This is a genomic window from Sphingomonas sp. ID1715 (genome assembly GCF_013044515.1).
Classification (GTDB): domain Bacteria; phylum Pseudomonadota; class Alphaproteobacteria; order Sphingomonadales; family Sphingomonadaceae; genus Sphingomonas_B.
In genome coordinates this window covers 138,800-161,041 of record NZ_JABEPR010000005.1, presented here as the reverse complement: position 1 = coordinate 161,041, position 22,242 = coordinate 138,800, and the positions used below count along the sequence as shown (strand labels likewise).

Here is a 22,242-nt window from a genome sequence, read left to right as displayed (position 1 = left end):
TGGTCGAGCAACGGCGTCGCGGTCAGCGGCCCGTGGACGACGAGCCCGGATAGCCTTCGACGTTGCGGCTGAACGCACGGTCATAGTGGATGCGATGGCTGTTCAGCGTCAGCGCGGAATAGCGGAAGAGCAGGACAGGGTCCGCGAAAAGCTTGCGAATGGCGCCGTGATGACCGGGCTATCACCGGCCGGGATGGACGGCGGATCGCCCGTCGCGCCATTCCGATAGACGATGTCTTGCTGCTCGCGAATGGCGGCCCGAACGTCGGCAAGGCAAATCTCATGCTCGACGGTTACGAACACCGTCGGATCGCTACGGCCGGTCTTGGGTGTGACAGCGGTGACGGTCGATCTGCGCTGCAGGCGTGCCTCCAGCGGGATATCTGCCAGAAAGGTGATGCGGCTCCCCGCCCACATCCGGCGGGGAAGGTCGACGGGCGGCAGCAGGCTGGCGGCGTCACGCCTGGGATCACCGTCCGTATCCAGGTCCCGTTGCAGCACCTGCGGTCGAAACAGCAGCCAGTGGCCCAGCGGCGGCCACAGCCCCGGTGCCCAGGTTCAGCAGCGCCCCCAAGGCTTCAACGCGTTGCGGGTCCGCAAAGTCATCCTGAACTTGCCGGCCGCCGATATGGGCTTGCGGGTCCATCAGAAGGACTTCGGCAGGCCGAGAGCGTGAGTGGCGACGTGGCTCAGGATGAGGTTCGTCGAGATTGGCGCGACCTGATACAGGCGCGTCTCGCGGAACTTGCGTTCGATGTCATATTCCTCCGCAAATCCGAAGCCCCCATGGGTCTGGACGCACATGTCTGCGGCGTACCAGCTTGCCTCGGATGCCAACATCTTCGCCATGTTGGCCTCGGTGCCGCAGTCGAGGCCCGCATCGAAGAGGCGGGCCGCCTGGTCCACCACGCCTGCGGCTGCCGTCAGCTGCACATGCGCGCGGGCAATCGGGAATTGCACCGCCTGATTTGCGCCGATCGGCCGACCGAAGACACGTCGCTCCTTGGCATAGGCGGTGGCGCGATCGACGAAGAAGCGGCCGTCGCCGATACATTCCGATGCAATCAGAATGCGTTCCGCATTCATGCCGGAGAGGATGTAGCGAAAGCCCTTGCCTTCCTCGCCGATCAGATTGGCCGCCGGCACCTCCAGATCGTCGAAGAACAGCTCGGTGGTCGCATGGTTGAGCATGGTGCGGATCGGGCGAATGGTCAGGCCGCGGCCGACGGCGTCGCGCATATCGACGAGCAGCACGCTCATGCCGTCCGATGGCTTCTCGCACGCTTCGCGCGCCGTGGTGCGGCAGAGCAGCACCATCAGGTCGGAATGTTCGGCACGACTGATCCAGATCTTCTGTCCGTTGACCAAGAAACGATCCCCAGAGCGTCTGGCGAACGTTTGGATGCGGGTCGTGTCCGTGCCCGCGCCGGGTTCGGTGACCGCAAATGCCTGCAGCCGCAGCTCCCCTGACGCAATGCGGGGCAGATAGGCCTGCTTCTGGGCTTCCGACCCGTGCTTCAGAATCGTTCCCATCGTGTACATCTGGGCATGGCAGGCGCCGCCATTGCACCCGGAACGGTGAATCTCCTCAAGGACCGCTGTCGCAGCGGCAAGGCCCAAACCCGAACCGCCATAGCTTTCGGGAATGAGGACCGAAAGAAATCCGGCCTCGGTCAGGGCCTGAACGAATTCGGTCGGATAGCAGCGCTCCCGGTCGAGCCGCTGCCAATAATCGCCGGGAAAGCCGCTGCAGAGGCGACGCACCGACTCGCGGATCTCTGGAAAGCTTTGTTCGTCCGGGCTCATCACCCGTCGCTACCAGATCAAAGCAGGGTCTTGGAACCGCCGCCATCGCGGGTTCAGCAAACTGCTGAGCGCAGCCGGCTGCGGTCAGAGCATGCTGGACAAGCGCGGCCGCGCGCGCGCAGAGGCGGCGTCTGAAAGGACCCGGATGTGACGCTCGAGACGATTTCTTCATGGCGCAGTCATGGCGGCACGCAGGGTGTGTACCGCCACCCCAGCCAGGCGACCGGCACCGACATGGTGTTCTCGGTCTTCGTGCCCGATCATGCTGACGGGACCCGGCTGCCCGTCGTCTGGTATCTCTCCGGCCTCACCTGCACCCACGCCAATGTAATGGAAAAGGGCGAGTTTCGCGCCGCCTGCGCGGCGCTCGGCCTGATCTTCGTCGCGCCCGACACCAGCCCGCGCGGCGGACAGGTCGCCGACGACCCGGCCTATGACATGGGGCAGGGCGCCGGCTTCTACGTCGACGCCACGCAGGCTCCTTGGGCGCCGCATTTCCGCATGCGCAGCTATATCGAGGACGAACTGGCGGCGCTGATCGCCGAGGCGTTTTCGGCCGACATGGGACGGCAGGCGATCACCGGTCATTCGATGGGCGGCCATGGTGCGCTCACGATCGCGCTGCGCAACCCGGACCGCTTCCGCAGCGTATCGGCCTTCGCCCCGATCGTCGCGCCCTCGCAGGTGCCATGGGGCGAGAAGGCGCTCGCCGGCTATCTCGGCGAAGACCGGTCGACCTGGCGGGACTATGACGCGGTTGCGCTGATCGAGGACGGCGCGCGGGTGCCCGAGCTGCTTGTCGACCAAGGTGATGCCGATACTTTCCTGACCGAGCATTTGCGGCCGGAGTTGCTGTCGCAAGCCTGCGCACGTGCGGGTATCCCGCTCACCCTCCGCATGCAGCCGGGCTATGACCATAGCTATTATTTCATCTCGACCTTCATGGCGGATCATCTGCGCTGGCACGCGGACCGGCTGACCGCCTGACCTGTCCGCCTGCGAACAGACCCTGTCCGTTTTCGGACGCGAATTCCTGGTCTGGCATTGCCGTTCAAGGAAGGGGACGCCGCTGGCACGGGCTTTGCTGATGAAGCGGCATGTCGCGCTTGGCGTCCCCATTTCCTGCCGATAAGACGCAGCTGGTGCGCAACTGTATTGCGCTAGTAAGACAGTTATGCGAAGAGGCAGTCCGATGACCGAGCAGAGTTTCGAAGCGATGCGGCGCGCGATGGTCGAAAGCCAGCTGCGCACGACCGGCGTCAACGATCCCCGCGTGATCGCGGCGATGGCGGCCGTCCCGCGCGAACGCTTCGTGCCCGAGGAGTGGCGGACGCTTGCCTATATGGACCGGCCGGTGCCGGTCGGCGGCGGCCGCGAGCTGAACATGCCGGAGGCGACGGGGCGACTGCTCACCGCCGCGGCGCCGACGCGCCACGACCGCGTGCTGCTGGTCGGCGCCGCCACGGGTTACACGGCGGCCCTTCTCGCGCAGCTGGCCGGGCAGGTGGTCGCGCTCGAGGAAGACGCCGATCTTTCGGGCCAGGCCGTCGAGAACGACACTGTCGAGCGGGTACAGGGGCCGCTGGCCCAGGGTTGGGCGGCCGGCGCGCCCTACGACCTGATTTTCATCGATGGCGCGATCGAGCAGGTGCCCGACGCGCTGCTGGCCCAGCTGAAGGAAGGCGGCCGGCTCGCCGCCGCCATCCACGAAAAGGGCGCCACCCGCCTCGGCATCGGTCGCAAGTCCGGCAACGGCTTCGGCATGGACCTGTTCGCGGACTGCGAAGCGGTGCGCCTGCCCGGCTTCGAGCGCCCGAAGAGCTTCGTCTTCTAAGCAGAGAGTGAACCCACGAGCATGCGCCTGACTTACTCCGTCCTGATCTCTTCCGCAGCCGCGCTGGCGCTCGCCGGTCCGTCGGCCGCGGAGACGCTGCAAGGCGCGCTCGCCAAGGCCTATAACGCCAACCCGACGCTCACGGGCGCTCGTGCTCAGCAGCGCGTGACGGACGAGGATGTCGTGATCCAGCGCGCCCAGGGTCTTCCGAACGTCACGGCCAGCTCGACCTTCGGCGAGAATGTGGTGGTGCCGACCGGGCAGGTCTCGGCGGGCCGGCAGCTGCAAAACCAGTTGCAGATGAGCGTGCCCATCTACCAGGGCGGTCTCGTCAAGAACAATGTGCGGGCGGCCAACCAGCGCGTGCTCGCCGGGCAGGAGACGCTCCGCGCGACCGAGGCCAGCGTGTTCAGCCAGGTGGTGGCCGCCTATAACGACGTGATCCGCGATCAGGCGATCGTCGAGCTGAACCGCGCCAATGTCCGCCAGCTGGACGTGAACCTGACCGCGACTCGCGACCGGTTCGAAGTCGGCGACCTGACCCGCACCGACGTCGCCCAGTCCGAAGCGCGGCTGCAGCTGGCGCGCGGCGACCTGCGCACTGCCGAATCGAACCTGATCTCCAGCCGGGAGCGCTACATCGCGCTGGTCGGCGACGTGCCGGGCGAACTCGCGCCGCCGCCGCCGCTCCCCAACCTGCCGGACACGCCGGATCAGGCGGTCGAGATCGCGATCCGGGACAATCCCGACCTGCTCGCCGCCAACCGCAATCGCGAGGCGGCGCGCTATGGCGTCCGCGCCGCCGATGCCTCCCGCCTGCCGCGCCTGTCCGCCGTCGCGCGCGGCAACAGCACCAATTACCTGAACTCGCTGCAGAACACCCAGATCGTCCAGCAACCGGGCCAGGACCCGACGGAAGTCCCCCTCAACCTCCCCAACCAGCAGACCAGCGCCGTGATCGGCCTGTCCGCGAGCTTCCCGCTTTATCAGGGCGGCGGACCCTCGGCGCAGGTGCGCCAGGCCCAGGCGCGGCAGAGCCAGGCCTTCGAGCGCGAGATCGAGGTCGAGCGTAGCGTCGTGCAGCAGACCCGCGCCGCTTTCGCCAGCTGGCGTGCCAGCCAGGACGTGATCCGCTCGGCCGAGGCGGCGGTCTCCGCCAATCGCCTGTCGCTGGAGGGCGTGCGCGCCGAAAACAGCGTCGGCAACCGTACCATCATCGAGATATTGAACGCCGAGCAGGAACTGCTCAACGCTCAGGTCCAGCTCGTCACCGCGCGCCGCAACGCCTATGTCGCCGCCTTCACCTTGCTCGCCGCGATGGGCCAGGCCGAGGCGCGGGACCTGAACCTCGAAGGCGTCGCGCTCTACGATCCAACGCGCAACTACCGCCGGGTGAAGAGCGTCTTCTGGGACTGGGACAGCGATCCGACGCCGCGGCCGGTCGCGACGCGCACCGTTGACACGCCCGCGCTCAACCCGGAGAACATCGCCGGGCCCAAATAGCCGAAGGTCTGGACCGTGTCGAAAGAGCCGTCGATGGAGGAAATCCTCTCCTCCATCAAACGCATCATCGCCGAGGAAGGGGAGGCGGCACCCCCGCGCGCCTTGCAGCCGGAGCCCGAGGATGAGCCGGAGGTGCTGGAGCTGACGCACAGCTTCGCCGAGCCCGACACGATGCAGCCGGCGCCCGAACCCGAGGCCGAGCCGATCAGCGCCGAGGAAGCGCCCGCGCTCGCGACCGCCCCGATGGCGCCCTTCGTCAGGCGCGCCGAGCCGAAGGCGGAGCCGGCACCCATGTCTGCGCCGACGCCGACGCCCGAGACCCTGATCTCCTCGGCCGCCGCCGACGCGACGCGCGAGGCGCTCGCCGCACTGTCGCGCGTGATCGTGAAGCCGGAAGATCCCGCCGCCGACAACACGCTCGAAGGGCTGGTCCGCGAAATGCTGCGGCCCATGCTGAAGGACTGGCTCGACGCCCACCTCCCGCGCATCGTCCAGGCGACCGTCGACCGCGAAGTCGCCCGCATCAGCGGACGGGCCTGAGCACCCATTCTCCCGCGGTTTGGCCTGAGCCCAGACCGAATTGAGAAGGGGTGCGCGCTCTTCCCCAATCGCTGCGCCCTCGTCTAAGGCCGCGCGCATGAGCGAACTGCCGAAGACCTTCGACCCCGCCGCGATCGAGGCGCGCTGGTATCCCTATTGGGAAGAGAACAATCTGTTCCGTCCCGAGCGGCCCGAGGCGGAGCCGTTCACGATCGTCATCCCGCCGCCCAACGTCACCGGCTCGCTCCACATCGGCCACGCGCTCGACAACACGCTGCAGGACATTCTCGTCCGCCACGCTCGGCTGAAGGGCAGGGATGCGCTTTGGGTGGTCGGCACCGATCATGCGGGCATCGCCACCCAAATGGTCGTCGAGCGCAACCTGAACAGCCAGGGTGTCAAGCGCACCGACATGCCGCGCGAGGCGTTCGTCGAGCATGTCTGGGAGTGGAGGGCGCAGTCCGGCGGCCAGATCACCCGCCAGCTCCGTCGCCTCGGCGCCTCGTGCGACTGGGCGAACGAGCGTTTCACCATGGACGAAGGCTTCAGCCGCGCCGTGCTGAAGGTGTTCGTGGAGCTCTACCGCCAGGGCCTGCTCTACCGCGACAAGCGGCTGGTCAATTGGGACCCGGCGCTGAAAACCGCCATCAGCGACCTGGAAGTCGAGAGCCGCGAAGTGAGCGGCCATATGTGGCACTTCAAATACCCGCTCGCCGGGGGGCGCACCTATCGATATGTCGAGCGCGACGCGGACGGGAATGTGCTGTTCGAGGAAGAGCGCGACTATATCTCGATCGCCACGACGCGGCCCGAGACGATGCTCGGCGACGGCGCGGTCGCCGTTCACCCGGGCGACGAGCGTTATCGGCCGATCGTCGGCGCGCTGTGCGAGATCCCGGTCGGTCCCAAGGCGCAGCGCCGCCTGATCCCGATCATCACCGACGATTATCCGGATCCGAATTTCGGCTCCGGGGCCGTGAAGATCACCGGCGCGCACGACCAGAATGATTACGGCGTCGCCCAGCGCAACAACATCCCGATGTACCGGCTGATGGACGAGTCCGCCCGCATGCGGACCGATGGCGATGATTATGCCACCGCGGCCGCCCGCGCACGCGAGATCGCGGCTGGCGCGACCGCTTCAGCCAAGGACATCGATGCCCTCAACCTCGTTCCAGACATCTATCGTGGCCTGGACCGGTACGAGGCGCGCAAGCGCGTCATCGCTGACATCGATGCGGAAGGGTTGATGATCCGCGTCGAAGACAAGCAGATCATGCAGCCCTTCGGCGACCGCTCGAACGTGGTCATCGAGCCGATGCTGACCGATCAATGGTATGTCGATGCCAAGACGCTCGCCGGCCCTGCGATCGAAGCGGTGCGGTCCGGCACGATCAAGGTCGTGCCTGAAAGCTGGACCAAGACCTATTACAACTGGATGGAAAACATCCAGCCCTGGTGCGTCTCGCGCCAGCTCTGGTGGGGCCACCGCATCCCCGCCTGGTATGCCGACGATGGCCGCGTCTTCGTCGCCGAGAGCGAGGAGGAAGCGCAGCGCGAGGCTGGCAACGTGCCGCTTCGCCGCGACGACGACGTACTCGACACCTGGTTCAGTTCGGCGCTGTGGCCGTTCGGGACCTTGGGCTGGCCAGAGGACTTTCACCCCTCCCCTTCAGGGGAGGGGCAGGGGGTGGGGCAGTCGCCGGCTCCGCACCTGTCGGATGGCCCCACCCCAACCCCTCCCCTGAAGGGGAGGGGCTTATTGGCCCGCCACTACCCCAATGACGTGCTGATCTCCGGCTTCGACATCCTGTTCTTCTGGGATGCGCGGATGATCATGCAGGGTTTGCACTTCATGAAAGAAGTGCCGTTCAAGACCCTGTATCTGCACGGCCTCGTCCGCGCAGCCGACGGCTCGAAAATGTCCAAGTCGAAGGGCAACACGGTCGATCCCCTCGGCCTGATCGACCGATACGGCGCCGACGCCCTGCGCTTCACGCTGGCGGCGATGGAGAGCCAGGGTCGCGACGTGAAGCTCGATGAAAAGCGGGTCGAAGGCTATCGCAACTTCGCGACCAAGCTGTGGAACGCCACCCGCTTCGCCCAGGCGAACGGCATTGGCGCCTCGCAGACGCTGGAGCCGCCTGCAGCGACGCTGCCCGTCAATCGCTGGATCGTCGGCGAGACGATCCGCACCGTCCAGAAGCTCGACCTCGCGCTCGCGGACCTGCGCTACGACGAGGCGGCGAACACCATCTACCAGTTCGTCTGGAGCCAGTTCTGCGACTGGTATCTGGAGCTGATCAAGCCGGTGCTCTCGGAACAGCTCCCCGGCGAAAGCCGGGGCCCAGAGTCCGGCGAAGCTGGACCCCGGCCTGCGCCGGGGAGCGCCGCAGAGACCAAGGCCGTCGCCGGCTGGGTGCTCGACCAGATCCTGGTCATGCTCCACCCGTTCATGCCCTTCATCACCGAAGAGCTGTGGCATGCGCTGGGCGATCGCCCCTACGACCTGATCGTCGCCAAATGGCCGCTCGCCGATGCGCGCGCGATTGATCCTGATGCGGCGAAGGAGATCGACTGGCTGATCCGTCTGGTCAGCGAGGTCCGCACCGCGCGCACCGAACTCAACGTGCCGCCCGGTGCGCGGGTGCCTTTCTCGGTGGCCGATGCGAGCGAGCCGACGAAGCGGCGGCTTGCCGCCAACGCGGCGGCCCTGTCCCGGCTGGCCCGCATCGAGCCGAGCCAGAGTGCGGGCGGCCAGGCGCAGATCGTCGTCGACGAGGCTACCTATGCACTCCAGCTCGGCGACGTGATTGACCTCGAAGCCGAACGCGCCCGGCTCGCCAAGGCCATTGCCGCGGCGGAGAAGGAGCGGGATGCGCTTGCCGGGCGCCTGAACAACCCGAGCTTCGTCGAACGCGCCAAGCCGGAAGCGGTCGAAAAGGCCCGCGTCGATCATGCCGACAAGTCAGCCGAGGCGGAGCGGCTGACCGCGGCGCTGAAGCGTCTCGGTTGAAGGCCGGCCACCTGCTTTGACCATTGAGGCTGTCCTACAGGCCTGTCGATGTGCGACTGAAGTGCGGCGCAGGAGCGGAGGATCGCAACAGTCACCCGCTCCCTTGGCCAGTGCGACCTTTTGTGACCATTCGGACGTTAAGGGGGAGTAATGGCCCGTGATAACGCACCTCCCCGCCAGGACCTGACCGAGGGGCCGATCGCATCGACGCTGCTGAAGTTCGCGCTGCCGACGCTCGGCTCCAGCGTGCTGCAGTCGCTGAACGGGTCGATCAACACCTTCTGGGTCGGGCATTTCCTTGGTGAGGAGGCGCTGGCTGCGACCTCCAACGCCAACATGATCATGTTCCTGCTGAACGCCTTCGTGTTCGGCTTCGGCATGGCGGCGACGGTGCTGATCGGCCAGAGCTATGGCCGGCGCGACATCGATGCGGTGCGCCGGACGATCGGCACGGCGATGGGCGCGTTCATTCCGCTGACTCTGGTGGTCGCACTGCTCGGCTGGGTGTTCGCGCCGCAGATCCTCGACCTGCTGCAGACACCCGCCGGCGCCTGGCAACTCGCGCTCGACTATCTGCGGGTGATCTTCATCGCCATTCCGCTGTCGCTGATCGTCGTGCTGCTGATGATGGGCCTGCGCGGTGTCGGCGACAGCGTCACGCCCTTCTATTTCATGTTCGTGGCCGTGGTGCTCGATAGCGGCCTCAACCCCGTCTTCATTCTCGGGCTGGGGCCGGCTCCGACGCTCGGGATCGCCGGCTCGGCGCTGGCGACGGTGATCGCCAATCTCGTCGGCCTGCTCGCGATGATCGGCTTCATCTATGCCCGCGACCTGCCGCTGCGCCTGCGCGGGGCTGAGCTCGGCTATCTGCGTCCCCAAGGCGCCTTGCTGCGCACGATCGCGGCCAAGGGCTTCCCGATGGGCCTGCAGATGATCGTCATCTCGCTCGCCGCCCTGGTGATGATCGGCTTCGTCAATGCCGAGGGCGTCGATACCGCCGCCGCATTCGGCGTCGCCCAGCAATTATGGACCTATGTGCAGATGCCCGCGATGGCGATCGGTGCCGCGGTCAGCGCGATGGCCGCGCAGAATATCGGCGCGGGCCGGTGGGACCGGGTGTCGCAGATCATGCGCGCCGGCGTCGCTCAGAATGTGCTGCTCACCGGTGCGCTCGTCCTGCTGCTGCTCGCCGCCGATCGGCCGGCGATCGCATTGTTCCTGGGGCAGGACAGCCCGGCCATGGGGATCGCGCGGCACATCCAGCTGCTCGCCACCTGGAACTTCGTGCTGTTCGGCGTCACCATGGTGTTCTTCGGCATCGTCCGCGCGAACGGCGCGGTGTTTGCGCCGCTGGTGATCCTGTTCGTCGCCATGTTCCCGGTCCGGCTGGGCTTCATCGCGCTGGCGCGGCCGGCGCTCGGCGCCGACGCGCTCTGGCTGAGCTTCCCCGCCGGGTCGATCGTGACCTTGGTGCTGGCTGGCCTCTATTACCGCTATGGCGGCTGGCGGAAGGCGCGGATGATGACGCCGCCGAGCGGCGACGAATGTCGCGAGGAGGCGCTCGGCACGTCGGAGCCTGCCGGCCGCCTCAACCCTGCGGCTTAGGGGCGGCCACTTCGATGATGCCGGCGGCGATGCGGGCGGTGACCGGGGTATGCGCCAGCACTTCGCCGTCGATCGAGATGGGGAGGGGCGGGTCGGTCGCGACGCGCAGCTCGCTGCCGTGAAACTCGCGCACGGTGCGCTTGCGCGCGCGCAGCTTCAGGATGCTCGCCGCCCAGCTCCAGATCAGCCGGTGGCGCGCATTGCCGAGCACGGCCTGCACGACGATCTTGCCGCTGTCGACCGCGGCGTCTTCGACCAGTTCCGTGCCGCCATGGTAAGGACCGTTGGCGATCCGCACCTCGACGGCATCGACCGTCTCGTTGCCGACGGTGAGCTTGAAGGGCCGGAAGCGCAGGAACTGCCAGGCCGCCCAGCTCAGATAGCCGACGCGGCCGAGATAGCGTTTGAGGTTGTGCGGCACCGTCTCGGCGATCAGCGGCGACATGCCGATCGCTGCGCAATTGGCGAAATAATCCTTGTCGATCATGCCCAGATCGATCCGCCGCCGCTCGCCGGTCGCGATCACGTCGATGGCGCCTTCGAGGTCGAGCGGGATGCCGAGCGTGCGCGCAAAGCTGTTCGCGGTGCCGAGCGGCAGCAGCGCGAAAACCGTGTCGTGCGGCACGAAGTCGTCGACCGTCGAAGAAAGCGTGCCGTCGCCGCCGCCGACGATGATCATCGGCGGATCGATGGCGAGTGCCTGCTGGATCGTCGGGCGGAGCTGGTCCGGATCGGGCACGGCATGGGCGGCGATCAGCTCGATGCCGCGGGCGGTGATCAGTTCCTTTGCGCGCTCGAACAGGTCCCGACCCTTGCGCGACTTGGCATTGACCACGAGGATGGCTTGTCTGGGCAGCGGTTTCACTGGCGTCCTAACGCGGGTTCGGGCTAGTCGGGCGCATGCATAGTGCCGCTTATCCCGCACTGCGACTCCGTCGCACCCGCTCTTCGGCCTGGAGCCGGGCGCTGCATGCCGAAACCGTGCTCACGCCCGCCGATCTCATCTGGCCCTTGTTCATCGTCGAGGGCGAAGGCGTCGAGCAGCCGATCGCCACCATGCCGGGCGTATCCCGCTGGTCCGTCGACCTTATCGTCGAGCGCGCCCGCGATGCCGCGGCGCTCGGCATTCCCTGTCTCGCCCTGTTCCCCTACACGCCCGAGCCGCTGCGCACCGACAATGGCGATGAGGCGCTCAACCCCGACAATCTGATGTGCCGCGCCGTCCGCGCGATCAAGGATGCGGTGCCTGAGGTCGGCGTGCTGACCGATGTCGCACTCGATCCCTACACTGCGCACGGCCATGACGGCCTCGTCGATGAGCGCGGCTATGTGCTGAACGACCGGACGAAGGACGTGCTGGTCGCGCAGGCGCTCAACCAGGCGCGTGCCGGTGCCGACATCATCGCTCCCTCTGACATGATGGACGGCCGCGTCGCCGCCATCCGAGCGGGCCTCGAGGCTGACGGCCATGTCAATGTCCAGATCATGGCCTATGCCGCCAAATACGCCTCGGCCTTTTACGGGCCGTTCCGCGATGCCGTGGGCTCGCGTGGTCGGCTGCAGGGCGACAAGAAGACCTATCAGATGGACCCCGGCAACGCCGAAGAGGCGCTGCGCGAAGTCGCGCTCGACCTGGCGGAAGGCGCAGACACCGTGATGGTCAAGCCCGGGCTGCCCTATCTCGACATCATCCGGCGCGTGAAGGAGCGCTTCGAAGTGCCTGTTTTCGCTTATGCGGTGTCGGGCGAATATGCGATGATCGAGGCCGCAGCCGCGGCCGGCGCCGGCGATCGGGATGGCCTCGTGCTGGAAAGCCTGGTGGCGCTGAAGCGGGCGGGATGCTCAGGAGTGCTGACCTATCACGCGCCGCTCGCCGCGAGGCTGCTGGCCCGTTGAATCCCGCGGTGACATTCGAGCGCAACGACCTGAACGGGGCCGCTTAGCATGGCGAGCGCTGCCGGTGCGCTGACCGCCGAGGGCATTGGCGAACATCGGCGCGACCTGGGGCCGCTGTTCGTCGGCACGATCTTCGTCGGCTCGTTCCTGCTGTTCCTGGTGCAGCCGATGATCGCCCGCATGGCGCTGCCACGCCTCGGCGGTGCGCCGGCGGTGTGGAACAGCGCGATGCTGGTCTATCAGGCGCTGCTGCTCGGCGGCTATGCCTATGCGCATGGCCTGTCGCGGCTGAACGTGCGCAACCAGTCCGTCGTCCACCTGCTGCTACTGGCATCGGCCGCGCTGCTGCTGCCGATCGGGTTGGTCGACTGGACTCCCTCGGCCACAGCCTCGCCGGCGCTGTGGATTCTGTGGTTGCTGCTGGTGTCGATCGGCCCGCTCTTCCTTGCCGTGGCGGCGCAGGCGCCGATGATCCAGCGCTGGTATGCCGCGGCGACCGGCGGCCGGGATCCTTATCCGCTCTATGCCGCCTCCAATCTCGGCAGCTTTACCGGCCTGCTCAGCTATCCCCTGCTGGTCGAACCGCGATTGACGCTCGCTCAGCAGAGCACGCTGTGGACGATCGGCTATGTGCTGCTGTTCGTGCTGACGCTCAGCTGCGCCGCCGTACTGCCGCGCGCCGGCGTCGACACATCGGACGCCGGTTACACGGCCGAGCGGCGCCCGACGCTCAGGCGCCGGCTCTGGTGGATCATGCTTGCGGCGGTGCCCTCGGGGCTGATGCTGTCGACCACGACGTATCTGACCACGGACATCGTCGCGATGCCGATGCTGTGGGTGATTCCGCTCGGACTGTACCTGCTCAGCTTCACGCTGGCCTTTGCGGCGGAGCGCGGCGCGGTGGTGTCGCTCTGCCGCTTGTCGCCGCTCATCATCCTGGCGTTCGGCGGCATGGCGATCCGGCATGCGCCGAGCCAGCCCTTCTTCATGGCGAGCGTGGAGTTGCTGCTGCTGTTCACCATCGCCGTGACCCTGCACGCGGAGATGTATCGCACACGGCCGGCGCCGATCTACCTGACCGGCTTCTATCTCTGCATGTCGATCGGGGGCGCGCTGGGCGGGCTTTTTTCGGGACTGCTCGCGCCGGTGCTGTTCGACTGGACCTACGAACATCCGTTGCTGATCCTCGCCGCCGCCGCCCTGGTGCCGCAGCACTATTTGTTCGATGCGCTCGATCGACTCTGGTCGAATCGCACCCGCGCGGTCGTCCTGACACTCGCGATGCTCGTCCTGACGATCATTCTGGTCGGGATCACGATCGAGCAGCCCTGGCGCTGGATGTGGGGTCGATCAATGTGGATCGGGGGCGGGGCGATCGGCCTGCTCACCTTCTTCTGCATCGGGCGGCGCGTGCCGTTCCTGACCGGCATCGCCGGCATGATGCTGGTGTTCGGCGGCTATGAGTCGCTGCGCCTGTCGATGACGCCGGATGCCCGCGCGCGCAGCTATTTCGGCGTCTACACGATCCGCGACTCCGGCGACGTGCGGACGCTGGCGCACGGCACGACGGCACACGGCGTGCAACTGCTCACACCCGGCCGTGAGCGCGAGCTGACCAGCTATTACAGCGCCTTTTCCGGTGTGGGCCAGGCAATGTTCAAGCTGCCCGAGATTGCGGGGCCTGCCGCCCGCGTCGGGTCGGTCGGCCTCGGGACCGGCACGCTCGCCTGCTACACCCGGCCGGGCCAGAGCTGGCGGATCTACGAGATCGACCCGGTGGTGATCGATATCGCCCGGCGATCCGGCAAGTTTACCTATCTGCCGCGGTGCAACCCGCGTGCGCAGATTATCCTGGGCGATGCGCGGGTGAGTCTGGCCAAGGAGCCGGCGCAGAGCCTCGACTTCCTCTCGCTCGACGCCTTTTCGTCCGATGCAGTGCCCATGCATCTCCTCACCCGCGAAGCCTTCGCCATCTATGGCCGCGTGCTCGCTCCTCGCGGGATGCTGCTCGTCCACATCTCCAATCGCTTCCTGGAGCTGGAGCCGGTGATCGCGCGGGCAGCGCGGGAAGGGGGCTGGCTTGCCGCCCGCTACGATGACCTGATCTCGCCAACTTCCGAATATTACGACTATATCAACAGCTCGAGCTGGATCCTGATGACCCGCGACGCGGCTGTGCTCGCGCGGGTTACCGGCGACCCCCCGCCGCAGCACAAATGGCGACCGCTGAAGGAAGACGCCGGGTTCACCGGCTGGAGCGATGATTATGGCAGCATTCTGCCGCTGCTGAAGGCGTTCCGATGAACGGCAGCGCGGCGCCGACGCCCGCACCCGACCCCCATCTGCCGCTGGCCCACGCGCTGCTCGCGCTGGCGGTTGTTGCAGTCTGGGGCACCAACTTCGTGGTCATCAAGGTCGCGCTGAACGCGCTGCCGCCACTGACCTTCGCGACCCTGCGCTACATCTTCGCGCTGCTGCCGGCGGTGTTCTTCGTGCCGAGACCCGAGGTGCCGTGGCGAAGCCTCGCCACCTATGGCGTCGCGATCGGCTTCGGGCAGTTCGGGCTGCTCTTCATTGCGATGGACGGGCTGATCTCGCCCGGGCTCGCCTCGCTCGTCGTGCAGATGCAGATCTTCTTCACCATCGGCCTGTCCGTGTGGCTGTCCGGCGAGCGGATGCGGCGCTTTCAACTTGGCGGGCTGGCGCTCGCGACGGCTGGCCTGGTCGTCATCCTCTTCCACACCGATGCGGCGACCACGCCGCTTGGGCTCGCGCTGGTGTTGGCGGCGGCGCTCAGCTGGGGCATCGGCAATCATGTCGCCAAGGTCAGCGGGGCGAGCAACATGCTGGCGTTCGTGGTCTGGGCGAGCCTCTTCTCGATCCCGCCGCTGCTGATAGCGACGCTGGTCGCGGACGGTCCCGCCAAAATTGCGACAAGCGTGGCGGCTGCATCCTGGCCGACCTGGGCGGCCGTGCTGTGGCAGTCGGTGGGCAATACGCTGTTCGGCTATTCCGCCTGGGGCTGGCTGCTGTCGCGCCACCCGGCGTCCACCGTGTCGCCGCTGTCGATGCTGGTGCCCGTATTCGGCATGAGCGCATCGGCGCTACTGCTCGGCGAGCCGCTTCAGGACTGGAAGCTGCTCGCCGGCGCGCTGGTGATGAGCGGCCTTGCCCTGAACCTGCTCTGGCCCAGGCTCAGCCGCTCACGCGGTCACTGATCCAAGAATGAGCGCATTTTCCGCGACCGGCTCGGGTGCTTCAGCTTCCTGAGCGCCTTGGCTTCGATCTGGCGGATGCGTTCGCGGGTGACGCTGAACTGCTGGCCGACTTCCTCGAGCGTGTGATCGGTGTTCATGCCGATGCCGAAGCGCATGCGCAGCACACGCTCTTCGCGTGGCGTCAGCGAGGCGAGCACGCGGGTCACGGTTTCCTTCAGGTTCGCCTGAATTGCCGCGTCCACTGGAATGACCGCGTTCTTGTCCTCGATGAAGTCGCCCAGGTGCGAATCTTCCTCGTCGCCGATCGGCGTTTCGAGTGAGATCGGCTCCTTGGCGATCTTCATCACCTTGCGCACTTTCTCAAGCGGCATGGAGAGGCGCTCGGCCATTTCCTCGGGCGTGGGTTCGCGACCCTGTTCGTGGAGGAACTGGCGGCTGGTGCGGACCAGCTTGTTGATCGTCTCGATCATATGGACCGGGATGCGGATGGTCCGCGCCTGATCCGCGATCGAACGGGTGATCGCCTGCCGGATCCACCAGGTTGCATAAGTCGAGAACTTATAGCCGCGGCGATATTCGAACTTATCGACCGCCTTCATCAGGCCGATATTGCCTTCCTGGATCAGGTCCAGGAACTGCAGGCCGCGATTGGTGTATTTCTTCGCGATCGAGATCACGAGCCGGAGATTGGCTTCGACCATCTCCTTCTTCGCGATCCGGGCTTCGCGCTCGCCCTTCTGCACCATATTCACGATGCGGCGGAACTCGGGCAGCGCCATGCCGGTCGCCTGGGCGATCTCGGCGATTTCGGAGCGGATGCGCTCGACGGCATCGGCCTCGTTGGCGGCAAAGGCGGACCATTTCTTGTCGGCGCCCTTGACCGTCTCCAGCCAGCCTTCGTCGAGCTCGCGATTGACGTAGCGGTCGAGAAAGTCCTTGCGCGGCACCTTATGGCGTTCGGCCAGGCGCAACATCTGCCCGCCCAGAGCAGTCAGGCGCCGGTTGTAGCTGTAGAGCTGATCGACGAGATATTCGATCTTGGCGTTGTGGAACTGCACGCTCTCGACCTCGGCGGTGAGGTCCTCGCGCAGCTTCTGGTACTTCTTCTCGTCGCCGCTGGAGAAGGGCGCACCGCCGCCCATCGCGTCGAGACGCGCCGCCTGCAGCTTCGAGAATTTCTTGAACAGGGCGGTGATGCTGGCGAATTTCTCCAGCGCTGCCGGCTTCAGCTGCTCTTCCATCTGAGCGAGCGAGAGAGTGTTGTCCTCTTCCTCGTCGTCGCTCGGACGCGGCGCACGCCGTTCGGTCATCGACTCTTCGTCTTCGTCGTCCGAAGACTGAACTTCCTCGACCTCTTCCTCTTCCTTGAAGCTCGGGCCGGCGGTCTTTTCGGAAATCTCGCCGTCGCCGCCTTCTTCCTCGTCGGTTAGGTTTTCGGGCGCGGGATCCTTGTTCAGCATCGCGTCGAGATCGAGGATCTCGCGCAGCTGCATTGTCCCTTCGTTCAAGGCGTTCGACCAGCCGATGATCGCGTTGAAGGTGATCGGGCTTTCGCACAGCCCCAGGATCATCGTGTCGCGGCCGGCCTCGATCCGCTTGGCGATCGCGATCTCGCCTTCACGGCTGAGCAGCTCGACGGCGCCCATCTCGCGCAGGTACATGCGCACCGGATCGTCGGTGCGGTCGACCGTTTCCTTCTTCTTCTCGATCGCGGGCGCCGAAAAACCGTCGCCGCCTTCGGCCGCGACGTCGGTATCGTCCTCTTCGGGTTCCTTCTCGGCCTCGCCGTCCTCGCCCGCCTCGTCATTCTCAACGATGTTGACGCCCATGTCGTTGAGCGCGGACATGATGTCCTCGATCTGCTCGGACGACATCTGATCCTGCGGCAGCGCCTCGTTCAGCTCGTCATAGGTGATCACGCCGCGCTTCTTGGCGCGGGCGATCAGCTTCTTGATCGAGGCTTCGTTGAGGTCGATCAGCGGGGCATCGCCGCCCTCGGGCTTTTCGACCTGTTCTTCCATCTGTTTCGCCATTCAACCGCCCGAACGTAAATCAGTTTGCGCCTTCGTCGTCCTGCAACAGATTTGCAAGCCGCCGATCGATATCGACCCGCATTTCCAAGAGCCGTTGCTGCTCTTCGTAAGTCGTCGCGTCGAACGACTCCTTCAACCGCGCCGTGGCCGCGGCGAGCGCCGCGTCGAGTTCCGGCCGTTCGACCATCACTTGGATGGCCTCGCCCAGATCCGCCCGGGCCCGGTCCGGTGCTGCATCCTTCCGCGTGAACGAGAAGGGCAGGCAATCGGCACGCAACAAGTCTCTGGCGAGCGCGTCGAACTCGCCGGCGCGCAATATGGTGGCGAGTCGCTCGGTATCAAGCGCTTGCTCGTGCAGCGCCAGATCGACGAGCGAGTCGATCAGCCGCGCGACCAGCGGATCGCCGAACTGCAGCGCGTGCAGCGCCTCGGCATGGCGGGCGAGCATGTCGGGAAAGCGCAGCAGCCCGGAGACGACGCCCTTGACCAGCACCCGGTCGATGCCGGTCGCACCGACGACCTTAGCCTCGGACGAGGCCGGCTGGGGCGGTTGCCAGCGCGCACCAGGGCGGAAAGGCACGCGAGGACCGGGCTGGTAGGGCGGGCGCTTGCGCTGCAGGAAGTTGGTCTCGAACCGCTCGCGAAACTCGGCCTGATATTGCTGGCGGACATCCGGGTCGGCGATGGACGCGGCAAGCTCGTTCAGGCGCTTGCGCAGTCCCGCCTTCTGTTCTGGCGTGGAAAGGGAGCCGGCCCCCACCTCATGGTTCCAAAGCCGGTCGACCAGCGGCTCGGGTGCGGCGGCCAAGGCTTCGAAGGCGGCCGCGCCGCCACCGCGGACCAGATCGTCCGGATCCTGCCCCTGCGGCAGGGTCAGGAAAGCAAGGGAGCGGCCGGGCGCGAGGCCGGGCAGGGCGCGAGTCGCGGCGCGGAACGCCGCCTTCTGGCCCGCGGCGTCGCCGTCGAAGCAGAGCAAAGGCGCATCGACCTGCCGCCACAGCCGCTCGATCTGGTGCTCGGTCAATGCGGTGCCGAGCGGCGCGAGTGCCTCCTGGATGCCGACCTGGGCAAGCGCGATCACGTCGAGATAGCCTTCGACGACGATCATCCGGTTCGCCTTGCGCGCAGCCGGCGCCGCCCGGTCGAGATTGTAGAGCGTGCGTCCCTTGTCGAAGAGCGGCGTGTCCGGGGAGTTCAGATATTTCGGCTCACCCTGGCCGATGATCCGCCCGCCGAACGCGATGACGCGGCCGCGGGGATCGCGGATCGGGATCATCAGCCGGTCGCGGAACCGGTCATAGGGTTCCTTGTCCTCGACCTGGATCAGCAGCCCGGCTTCCACCAGCATCGCGTCGCCGAAGGAGGCGAGGGCGCGGCGCAGTCCGCTCTTGCCGTCGGGCGCATAGCCGAGCCCGAACGCCTTGCGGGTCTGCTCGGAGATGCCGCGCTTTTCGACATAGACGCGTGCCGCGGCGCCGGCGAGCCCGGCATATTGCTCCTCGTACCAGGCGGCCGCCGCCGCCATGACGTCGTGCAGCGACCTGGCCCGCTCCGCCCGCGCTGCCTCCCGCGCATCGGGGGCAGGCAGCTCGAGATTGGCCGCCTGCGCCAGCTCCTTCACCGCCTCCATGAACGGCAGCCCGCGCTGATCCGTCATCCACCTTATCGCATCGCCATGTGCGCCGCAGCCGAAGCAATGGTAAAAGCCCTTCTCGTCATTGACGTAGAAACTGGGCGTCTTCTCATTGTGAAACGGGCAGCAGGCCGCGAACTCGCGGCCCTTGCGGGTGAGCTTCAGCGTCTTGGAGACGAGTGCCGACAGCAGCGTGCGCGCGCGGAGTTCGTCGAGGAAGGCGGGGGCGAGGGTCATGGGGTGGAGAACTGCTTCTCGACGTCGCTCGCTTCTCGACTTCGCTCGAAGCAATCGGTGCCCTCAGCCTCCCCAACTCCGTTCGTTTCGAGCGAAGTCGAGAAACGCGTATGACGTTCTCGCGGGGGCCGGGCCAGGTGCGAGACCATCGTCCAATCGCCCCGTATCAGCGCCTCCTTCTTGAGCTTGGACCAGCCGCCCACAACGCGCTCGGCCTCCAACGCTTCGTGACGCGTCGGAAATGCTTCGCACCAGACGAGCTCGACCGGTCGCCGCTTGTACGTCCAGCAAGCTCGAAAATAGCCCTGCTGATGTTGGGCCAGCCTGACCTCGAGGTCCTCGGTGTGGCCGGTGTAGTACCGGCTGTCGGCGCAACGCAGCATGTAGCACCAGAAGGCCATGGCGCTTCATAAGCTGTCTGGTCGATTCGGCGAGTGCGTTTCTCGACTTCGCTCGAAATGAACGGGGAGGGGTGGGTCCCACGCAAATCCGTTCGCTTCGAGAGAAGTCGAGAAGCCGTTGTCAGGAAAGCGCCCCCTTCACCGCCGCACTCGCCTTGCTCATATCCAGCTTGCCCGCGTGCCGCGTCTTCAGTTCGGCCATCACGCGGCCCATGTCCTTGACGCTCGACGCCCCGATCTCCGCCTTGATCGCTTCGATGGCGGCGGCCATTTCGGCTTCGTCCATCATCCGGGGCAGGAAGCGTTCGATCACCGCGACTTCCGCCGCTTCGGCGGCGGCGAGTTCGGGCCGGTTGCCCTGTTCGTACATGGTGATCGATTCGCGGCGCTGCTTGACCATTTTCTGCAGCACTTCGGAGACGAGCACGTCGTCGTCCTCGGGTGCCTTGCCGGTGCGCGCTTCGATGTCGCGATTCTTGATCGCCGCCTGGATCAGGCGGATGGTGGCGGTGCTGTCCTTGTCGCCGCTCTTCATGGCGGTGACGAGGGCGGATTTGATGTCGTCTCGAATCATTTTGCCCGTCTAGCAGGTTGACCGCGGGCGTCACGGTCCCTAGCTGCGAGGCCTTAGCGACATCGCTGCCGAACCACTCGAAGGAGCCTGCCGATCATGGCCGACGCCACCCCCTTGCGCGCACCTGAAGGAGCCACGGGGGTATTGGTGCTGGCGTCCGGCGACGTGATCTGGGGGCGGGGCTTCGGCGCGGAAGGCGAGGCGGTGGGCGAAGTGTGCTTCCACACCGCCATCACCGGCTATCAGGAAATCATGACCGATCCGTCCTTCGAAGGGCAGATCATCACCTTCACTTTCCCGCACATCGGCAATGTCGGCGCCAACCATGAGGATGTGGAGGCGAACCACGCCCATGCGCTCGGCTGCATCGTGCGCGAGGACGTGACCGCGCCGTCCAACTTCCGTGCGGCCGAGGGTTTCGACGCCTGGCTGAAGGCGCGGGGCAAGATCGGGCTGGCGGGGGTGGACACGCGCGCGCTGACGCGGCGCATCCGGGAGGGAGGCGCGCCAAACGGCGTGATCGCGCATTCGGCTTCGGGGCAGTTCGATGTGGAGGCGCTGCTGGCGAAGGCGCGGGCCTGGCCGGGGCTGGAGGGGATGGACCTTGCGCGGGAAGTTTCGTGCGAGGCGCATCACCTGTGGGAAAGCGGGGTTTGGAAGCTGGGGTTTGGGTATTCTTCGTCAGACGGTTTCTCGACTTCGCTCGAAACGAACGGTGTTGAAGAGACTGCGAACCCCACTCCGTTCGTTTCGAGCGAAGTCGAGAAACGTGCGTCCGGAGATGGCTCCAAGCCCCACATCGTCGCCATCGATTACGGCTCCAAACACAACATCTTCCGCAACCTGGTAAAGGCCGGCGCCAAGGTCACCGTGCTCCCCGCCACCGCCACCTTCGACGAAGTGATGAACCATAATCCTGATGGTTTCTTCCTCTCGAACGGCCCCGGCGACCCTGCCGCGACCGCGCAATATGCCGTGCCCGTGATCCGGCAGATGCTGGAGACCGGTAAGCCGCTGTTCGGCATCTGCCTCGGCCACCAGCTGCTCGCGCTCGCGATCGGGGCGAAGACGACCAAGATGTTCCAGGGCCATCGCGGCGCCAATCACCCGGTCAAGCGGCTGGAGGACGGCCGCGTCGAGATCACCAGCATGAACCACGGCTTCGCCGTCGAGCGCGACAGCCTGCCCGCGAACGCGCGCGAGACCCATGTCTCGCTGTTCGACAACTCCAATTGCGGCCTCGAACTCACCGACCGCCCCGCCTTCAGCGTGCAATATCACCCGGAGGCCAGCCCCGGGCCGATGGACAGCATGTATCTGTTCGAGAAGTTTGTTGGCCAACTGGAGCACAGGGTGTGATTGCTGCCGAAGTTCCGCCGATCCCGCCTTGTCCGATTGCGGTCGAGGTATACGCGTCCAGCAATTCTGCCGACAAGGCCCGCAGTTTAGTGAATGTTCCGGGGTACCGGATAGTTTCGGAGCGTTCTGAAACCGACAACGTAACGGCTATTCGGCTAGAGGTATCGAACACTCCTGTTGAAAACGACGAGTTCAGCGCATTTCTCGGGTCCGGAGCATTGGGACGCATTAGAGCACTCAACGAGGCTGGGTTGTCACTGGGGCCGCCGATGGCAAGCACTGGTACGAACTGCAGATCATCAACCATGTTTAAGTCACAGCAAGCCTTGCTCGGTGGTCGAAGTGCTCAAGTCTACGAACTTGATCAAGCTGGAGCCGTGCGGTTCGAACAGATTGCCTCGAAGTTGTCTATCAAGGTGACGCTTTACAGGTCTGCAACGCATATTCTTGCGGAAGTTCCCGCGTCTGCAGAGCAGACGAGCTTACTATTCCGCTTGAAGCGAGGAGACTTCGGGAAGCTAGGCCGCATGGGTGTTTTGGCTGACATAAGTGAGGCTCAAGCGCTGCAACAGAGCCAGCCAGAGTGA

18 protein-coding genes are annotated in these 22,242 nt (G+C 66.0%); 11 read left to right on the top strand and 7 right to left on the bottom strand.

The window, feature by feature from the left end:
• Positions 1–108: 108 nt before the first annotated feature.
• Both HJG53_RS13710 and HJG53_RS13705 read right to left on the bottom strand, forming a co-directional pair.
• Positions 109–501, bottom strand: a complete 393-nt coding sequence (locus tag HJG53_RS13710) for a MaoC family dehydratase N-terminal domain-containing protein (RefSeq protein ID WP_171131502.1) — start codon at positions 499–501, stop codon at positions 109–111.
• Positions 502–645: 144 nt separating this feature from the next.
• Positions 646–1,806 carry an acyl-CoA dehydrogenase family protein gene (locus HJG53_RS13705; protein ID WP_171131501.1) on the bottom strand — a complete coding sequence of 387 codons (1,161 nt, stop codon included), beginning with the start codon at positions 1,804–1,806 and terminating at the stop codon, positions 646–648.
• A gap of 147 nt (positions 1,807–1,953) precedes the next feature.
• Here HJG53_RS13705 and fghA point away from each other — a divergent pair, with 147 nt between their 5' ends.
• The 6 genes from fghA to HJG53_RS13675 all read left to right on the top strand — a co-directional run bounded on the left by fghA (position 1,954) and on the right by HJG53_RS13675 (position 10,304).
• Complete coding sequence (gene fghA, locus HJG53_RS13700; protein WP_171131499.1) at positions 1,954–2,793, top strand: S-formylglutathione hydrolase; 840 nt, start codon at positions 1,954–1,956, stop codon at positions 2,791–2,793.
• Positions 2,794–2,998: 205 nt separating this feature from the next.
• Positions 2,999–3,640, top strand: coding sequence for a protein-L-isoaspartate O-methyltransferase (locus tag HJG53_RS13695; RefSeq protein ID WP_171131497.1), 642 nt, complete (start codon positions 2,999–3,001; stop codon positions 3,638–3,640).
• Positions 3,641–3,661: 21 nt separating this feature from the next.
• A complete protein-coding gene (locus tag HJG53_RS13690; RefSeq protein WP_171131495.1) occupies positions 3,662–5,143 on the top strand; it encodes a TolC family outer membrane protein in 1,482 nt (493 codons plus the stop codon).
• Positions 5,144–5,176: 33 nt separating this feature from the next.
• Complete coding sequence (locus HJG53_RS13685) at positions 5,177–5,683, top strand: DUF2497 domain-containing protein (RefSeq protein ID WP_171131493.1); 507 nt, start codon at positions 5,177–5,179, stop codon at positions 5,681–5,683.
• A gap of 97 nt (positions 5,684–5,780) precedes the next feature.
• On the top strand, positions 5,781–8,699 hold the full coding sequence (locus tag HJG53_RS13680; protein WP_171131491.1) for a valine--tRNA ligase: 2,919 nt from the start codon (positions 5,781–5,783) through the stop codon (positions 8,697–8,699).
• 150 nt (positions 8,700–8,849) lie between these two features.
• Positions 8,850–10,304 (top strand): MATE family efflux transporter, encoded by a 1,455-nt coding sequence (locus HJG53_RS13675; RefSeq protein WP_171131490.1) that lies wholly within the window; start codon positions 8,850–8,852, stop codon positions 10,302–10,304.
• Here the strand turns inward: HJG53_RS13675 and HJG53_RS13670 are convergent.
• Positions 10,288–11,169 carry a diacylglycerol kinase family protein gene (locus tag HJG53_RS13670; RefSeq protein ID WP_171131488.1) on the bottom strand — a complete coding sequence of 294 codons (882 nt, stop codon included), beginning with the start codon at positions 11,167–11,169 and terminating at the stop codon, positions 10,288–10,290. The genes HJG53_RS13675 and HJG53_RS13670 overlap by 17 nt on opposite strands.
• Positions 11,170–11,204: 35 nt before the next feature.
• Here HJG53_RS13670 and hemB point away from each other — a divergent pair, with 35 nt between their 5' ends.
• From hemB to HJG53_RS13655, 3 genes are read left to right on the top strand one after another with little or no spacing between them, the layout of a single operon-like run.
• Entirely contained in the window at positions 11,205–12,200 is a 996-nt protein-coding gene (hemB, locus tag HJG53_RS13665) for a porphobilinogen synthase (RefSeq protein ID WP_171131486.1), read from the top strand.
• Positions 12,201–12,248: 48 nt separating this feature from the next.
• Positions 12,249–14,504 carry a spermidine synthase gene (locus HJG53_RS13660; RefSeq protein ID WP_171131484.1) on the top strand — a complete coding sequence of 752 codons (2,256 nt, stop codon included), beginning with the start codon at positions 12,249–12,251 and terminating at the stop codon, positions 14,502–14,504.
• On the top strand, positions 14,501–15,418 hold the full coding sequence (locus tag HJG53_RS13655) for an EamA family transporter (RefSeq protein WP_171131482.1): 918 nt from the start codon (positions 14,501–14,503) through the stop codon (positions 15,416–15,418). Before HJG53_RS13660 ends, HJG53_RS13655 begins: the two co-directional genes overlap by 4 nt.
• On the opposite strand, the gene rpoD is transcribed toward HJG53_RS13655, so the two are convergent.
• The 4 genes from rpoD to HJG53_RS13635 all read right to left on the bottom strand — a co-directional run bounded on the left by rpoD (position 15,412) and on the right by HJG53_RS13635 (position 20,296).
• Positions 15,412–17,451: an RNA polymerase sigma factor RpoD gene (rpoD, locus tag HJG53_RS13650; RefSeq protein WP_171131480.1), complete on the bottom strand. Its 2,040-nt coding sequence runs from the start codon at positions 17,449–17,451 to the stop codon at positions 15,412–15,414. The two genes, HJG53_RS13655 and rpoD, sit on opposite strands and share 7 nt — an antisense overlap.
• Positions 17,452–17,470: 19 nt before the next feature.
• Entirely contained in the window at positions 17,471–19,321 is a 1,851-nt protein-coding gene (gene dnaG, locus HJG53_RS13645; protein WP_171131478.1) for a DNA primase, read from the bottom strand.
• Positions 19,318–19,722, bottom strand: a complete 405-nt coding sequence (locus tag HJG53_RS13640; protein ID WP_171131476.1) for a GIY-YIG nuclease family protein — start codon at positions 19,720–19,722, stop codon at positions 19,318–19,320. The genes dnaG and HJG53_RS13640 overlap by 4 nt, the downstream gene beginning before the upstream one ends.
• Positions 19,723–19,843: 121 nt before the next feature.
• Positions 19,844–20,296, bottom strand: a complete 453-nt coding sequence (locus HJG53_RS13635) for a GatB/YqeY domain-containing protein (protein WP_171131474.1) — start codon at positions 20,294–20,296, stop codon at positions 19,844–19,846.
• 96 nt (positions 20,297–20,392) lie between these two features.
• Here HJG53_RS13635 and carA point away from each other — a divergent pair, with 96 nt between their 5' ends.
• Together carA and HJG53_RS13625 are read left to right on the top strand one after the other, a co-directional pair.
• Positions 20,393–21,655, top strand: a complete 1,263-nt coding sequence (gene carA / locus HJG53_RS13630) for a glutamine-hydrolyzing carbamoyl-phosphate synthase small subunit (protein ID WP_171131472.1) — start codon at positions 20,393–20,395, stop codon at positions 21,653–21,655.
• The gene (locus HJG53_RS13625; RefSeq protein ID WP_171131463.1) at positions 21,652–22,242 is read left to right on the top strand and encodes a hypothetical protein; all 591 of its coding nucleotides are present in this window, start codon (positions 21,652–21,654) and stop codon (positions 22,240–22,242) included. The genes carA and HJG53_RS13625 overlap by 4 nt, the downstream gene beginning before the upstream one ends.

What these genes read in the sequence shown, in the direction of transcription:
- HJG53_RS13705 (WP_171131501.1), bottom strand. Translation starts at nt 1,806, where the DNA reads ATGAGCCCGGACGAACAAAGCTTTCCAGAGATCCGCGAGTCGGTGCGT.
- HJG53_RS13695 (WP_171131497.1), top strand. Translation starts at nt 2,999, where the DNA reads ATGACCGAGCAGAGTTTCGAAGCGATGCGGCGCGCGATGGTCGAAAGC.
- HJG53_RS13690 (WP_171131495.1), top strand. Translation starts at nt 3,662, where the DNA reads ATGCGCCTGACTTACTCCGTCCTGATCTCTTCCGCAGCCGCGCTGGCG.
- HJG53_RS13685 (WP_171131493.1), top strand. Translation starts at nt 5,177, where the DNA reads ATGGAGGAAATCCTCTCCTCCATCAAACGCATCATCGCCGAGGAAGGG.
- HJG53_RS13680 (WP_171131491.1), top strand. Translation starts at nt 5,781, where the DNA reads ATGAGCGAACTGCCGAAGACCTTCGACCCCGCCGCGATCGAGGCGCGC.
- HJG53_RS13675 (WP_171131490.1), top strand. Translation starts at nt 8,850, where the DNA reads ATGGCCCGTGATAACGCACCTCCCCGCCAGGACCTGACCGAGGGGCCG.
- hemB (WP_171131486.1), top strand. Translation starts at nt 11,205, where the DNA reads ATGCATAGTGCCGCTTATCCCGCACTGCGACTCCGTCGCACCCGCTCT.
- HJG53_RS13660 (WP_171131484.1), top strand. Translation starts at nt 12,249, where the DNA reads ATGGCGAGCGCTGCCGGTGCGCTGACCGCCGAGGGCATTGGCGAACAT.
- HJG53_RS13655 (WP_171131482.1), top strand. Translation starts at nt 14,501, where the DNA reads ATGAACGGCAGCGCGGCGCCGACGCCCGCACCCGACCCCCATCTGCCG.
- rpoD (WP_171131480.1), bottom strand. Translation starts at nt 17,451, where the DNA reads ATGGCGAAACAGATGGAAGAACAGGTCGAAAAGCCCGAGGGCGGCGAT.
- dnaG (WP_171131478.1), bottom strand. Translation starts at nt 19,321, where the DNA reads ATGACCCTCGCCCCCGCCTTCCTCGACGAACTCCGCGCGCGCACGCTG.
- HJG53_RS13640 (WP_171131476.1), bottom strand. Translation starts at nt 19,722, where the DNA reads ATGGCCTTCTGGTGCTACATGCTGCGTTGCGCCGACAGCCGGTACTAC.
- HJG53_RS13635 (WP_171131474.1), bottom strand. Translation starts at nt 20,296, where the DNA reads ATGATTCGAGACGACATCAAATCCGCCCTCGTCACCGCCATGAAGAGC.
- carA (WP_171131472.1), top strand. Translation starts at nt 20,393, where the DNA reads ATGGCCGACGCCACCCCCTTGCGCGCACCTGAAGGAGCCACGGGGGTA.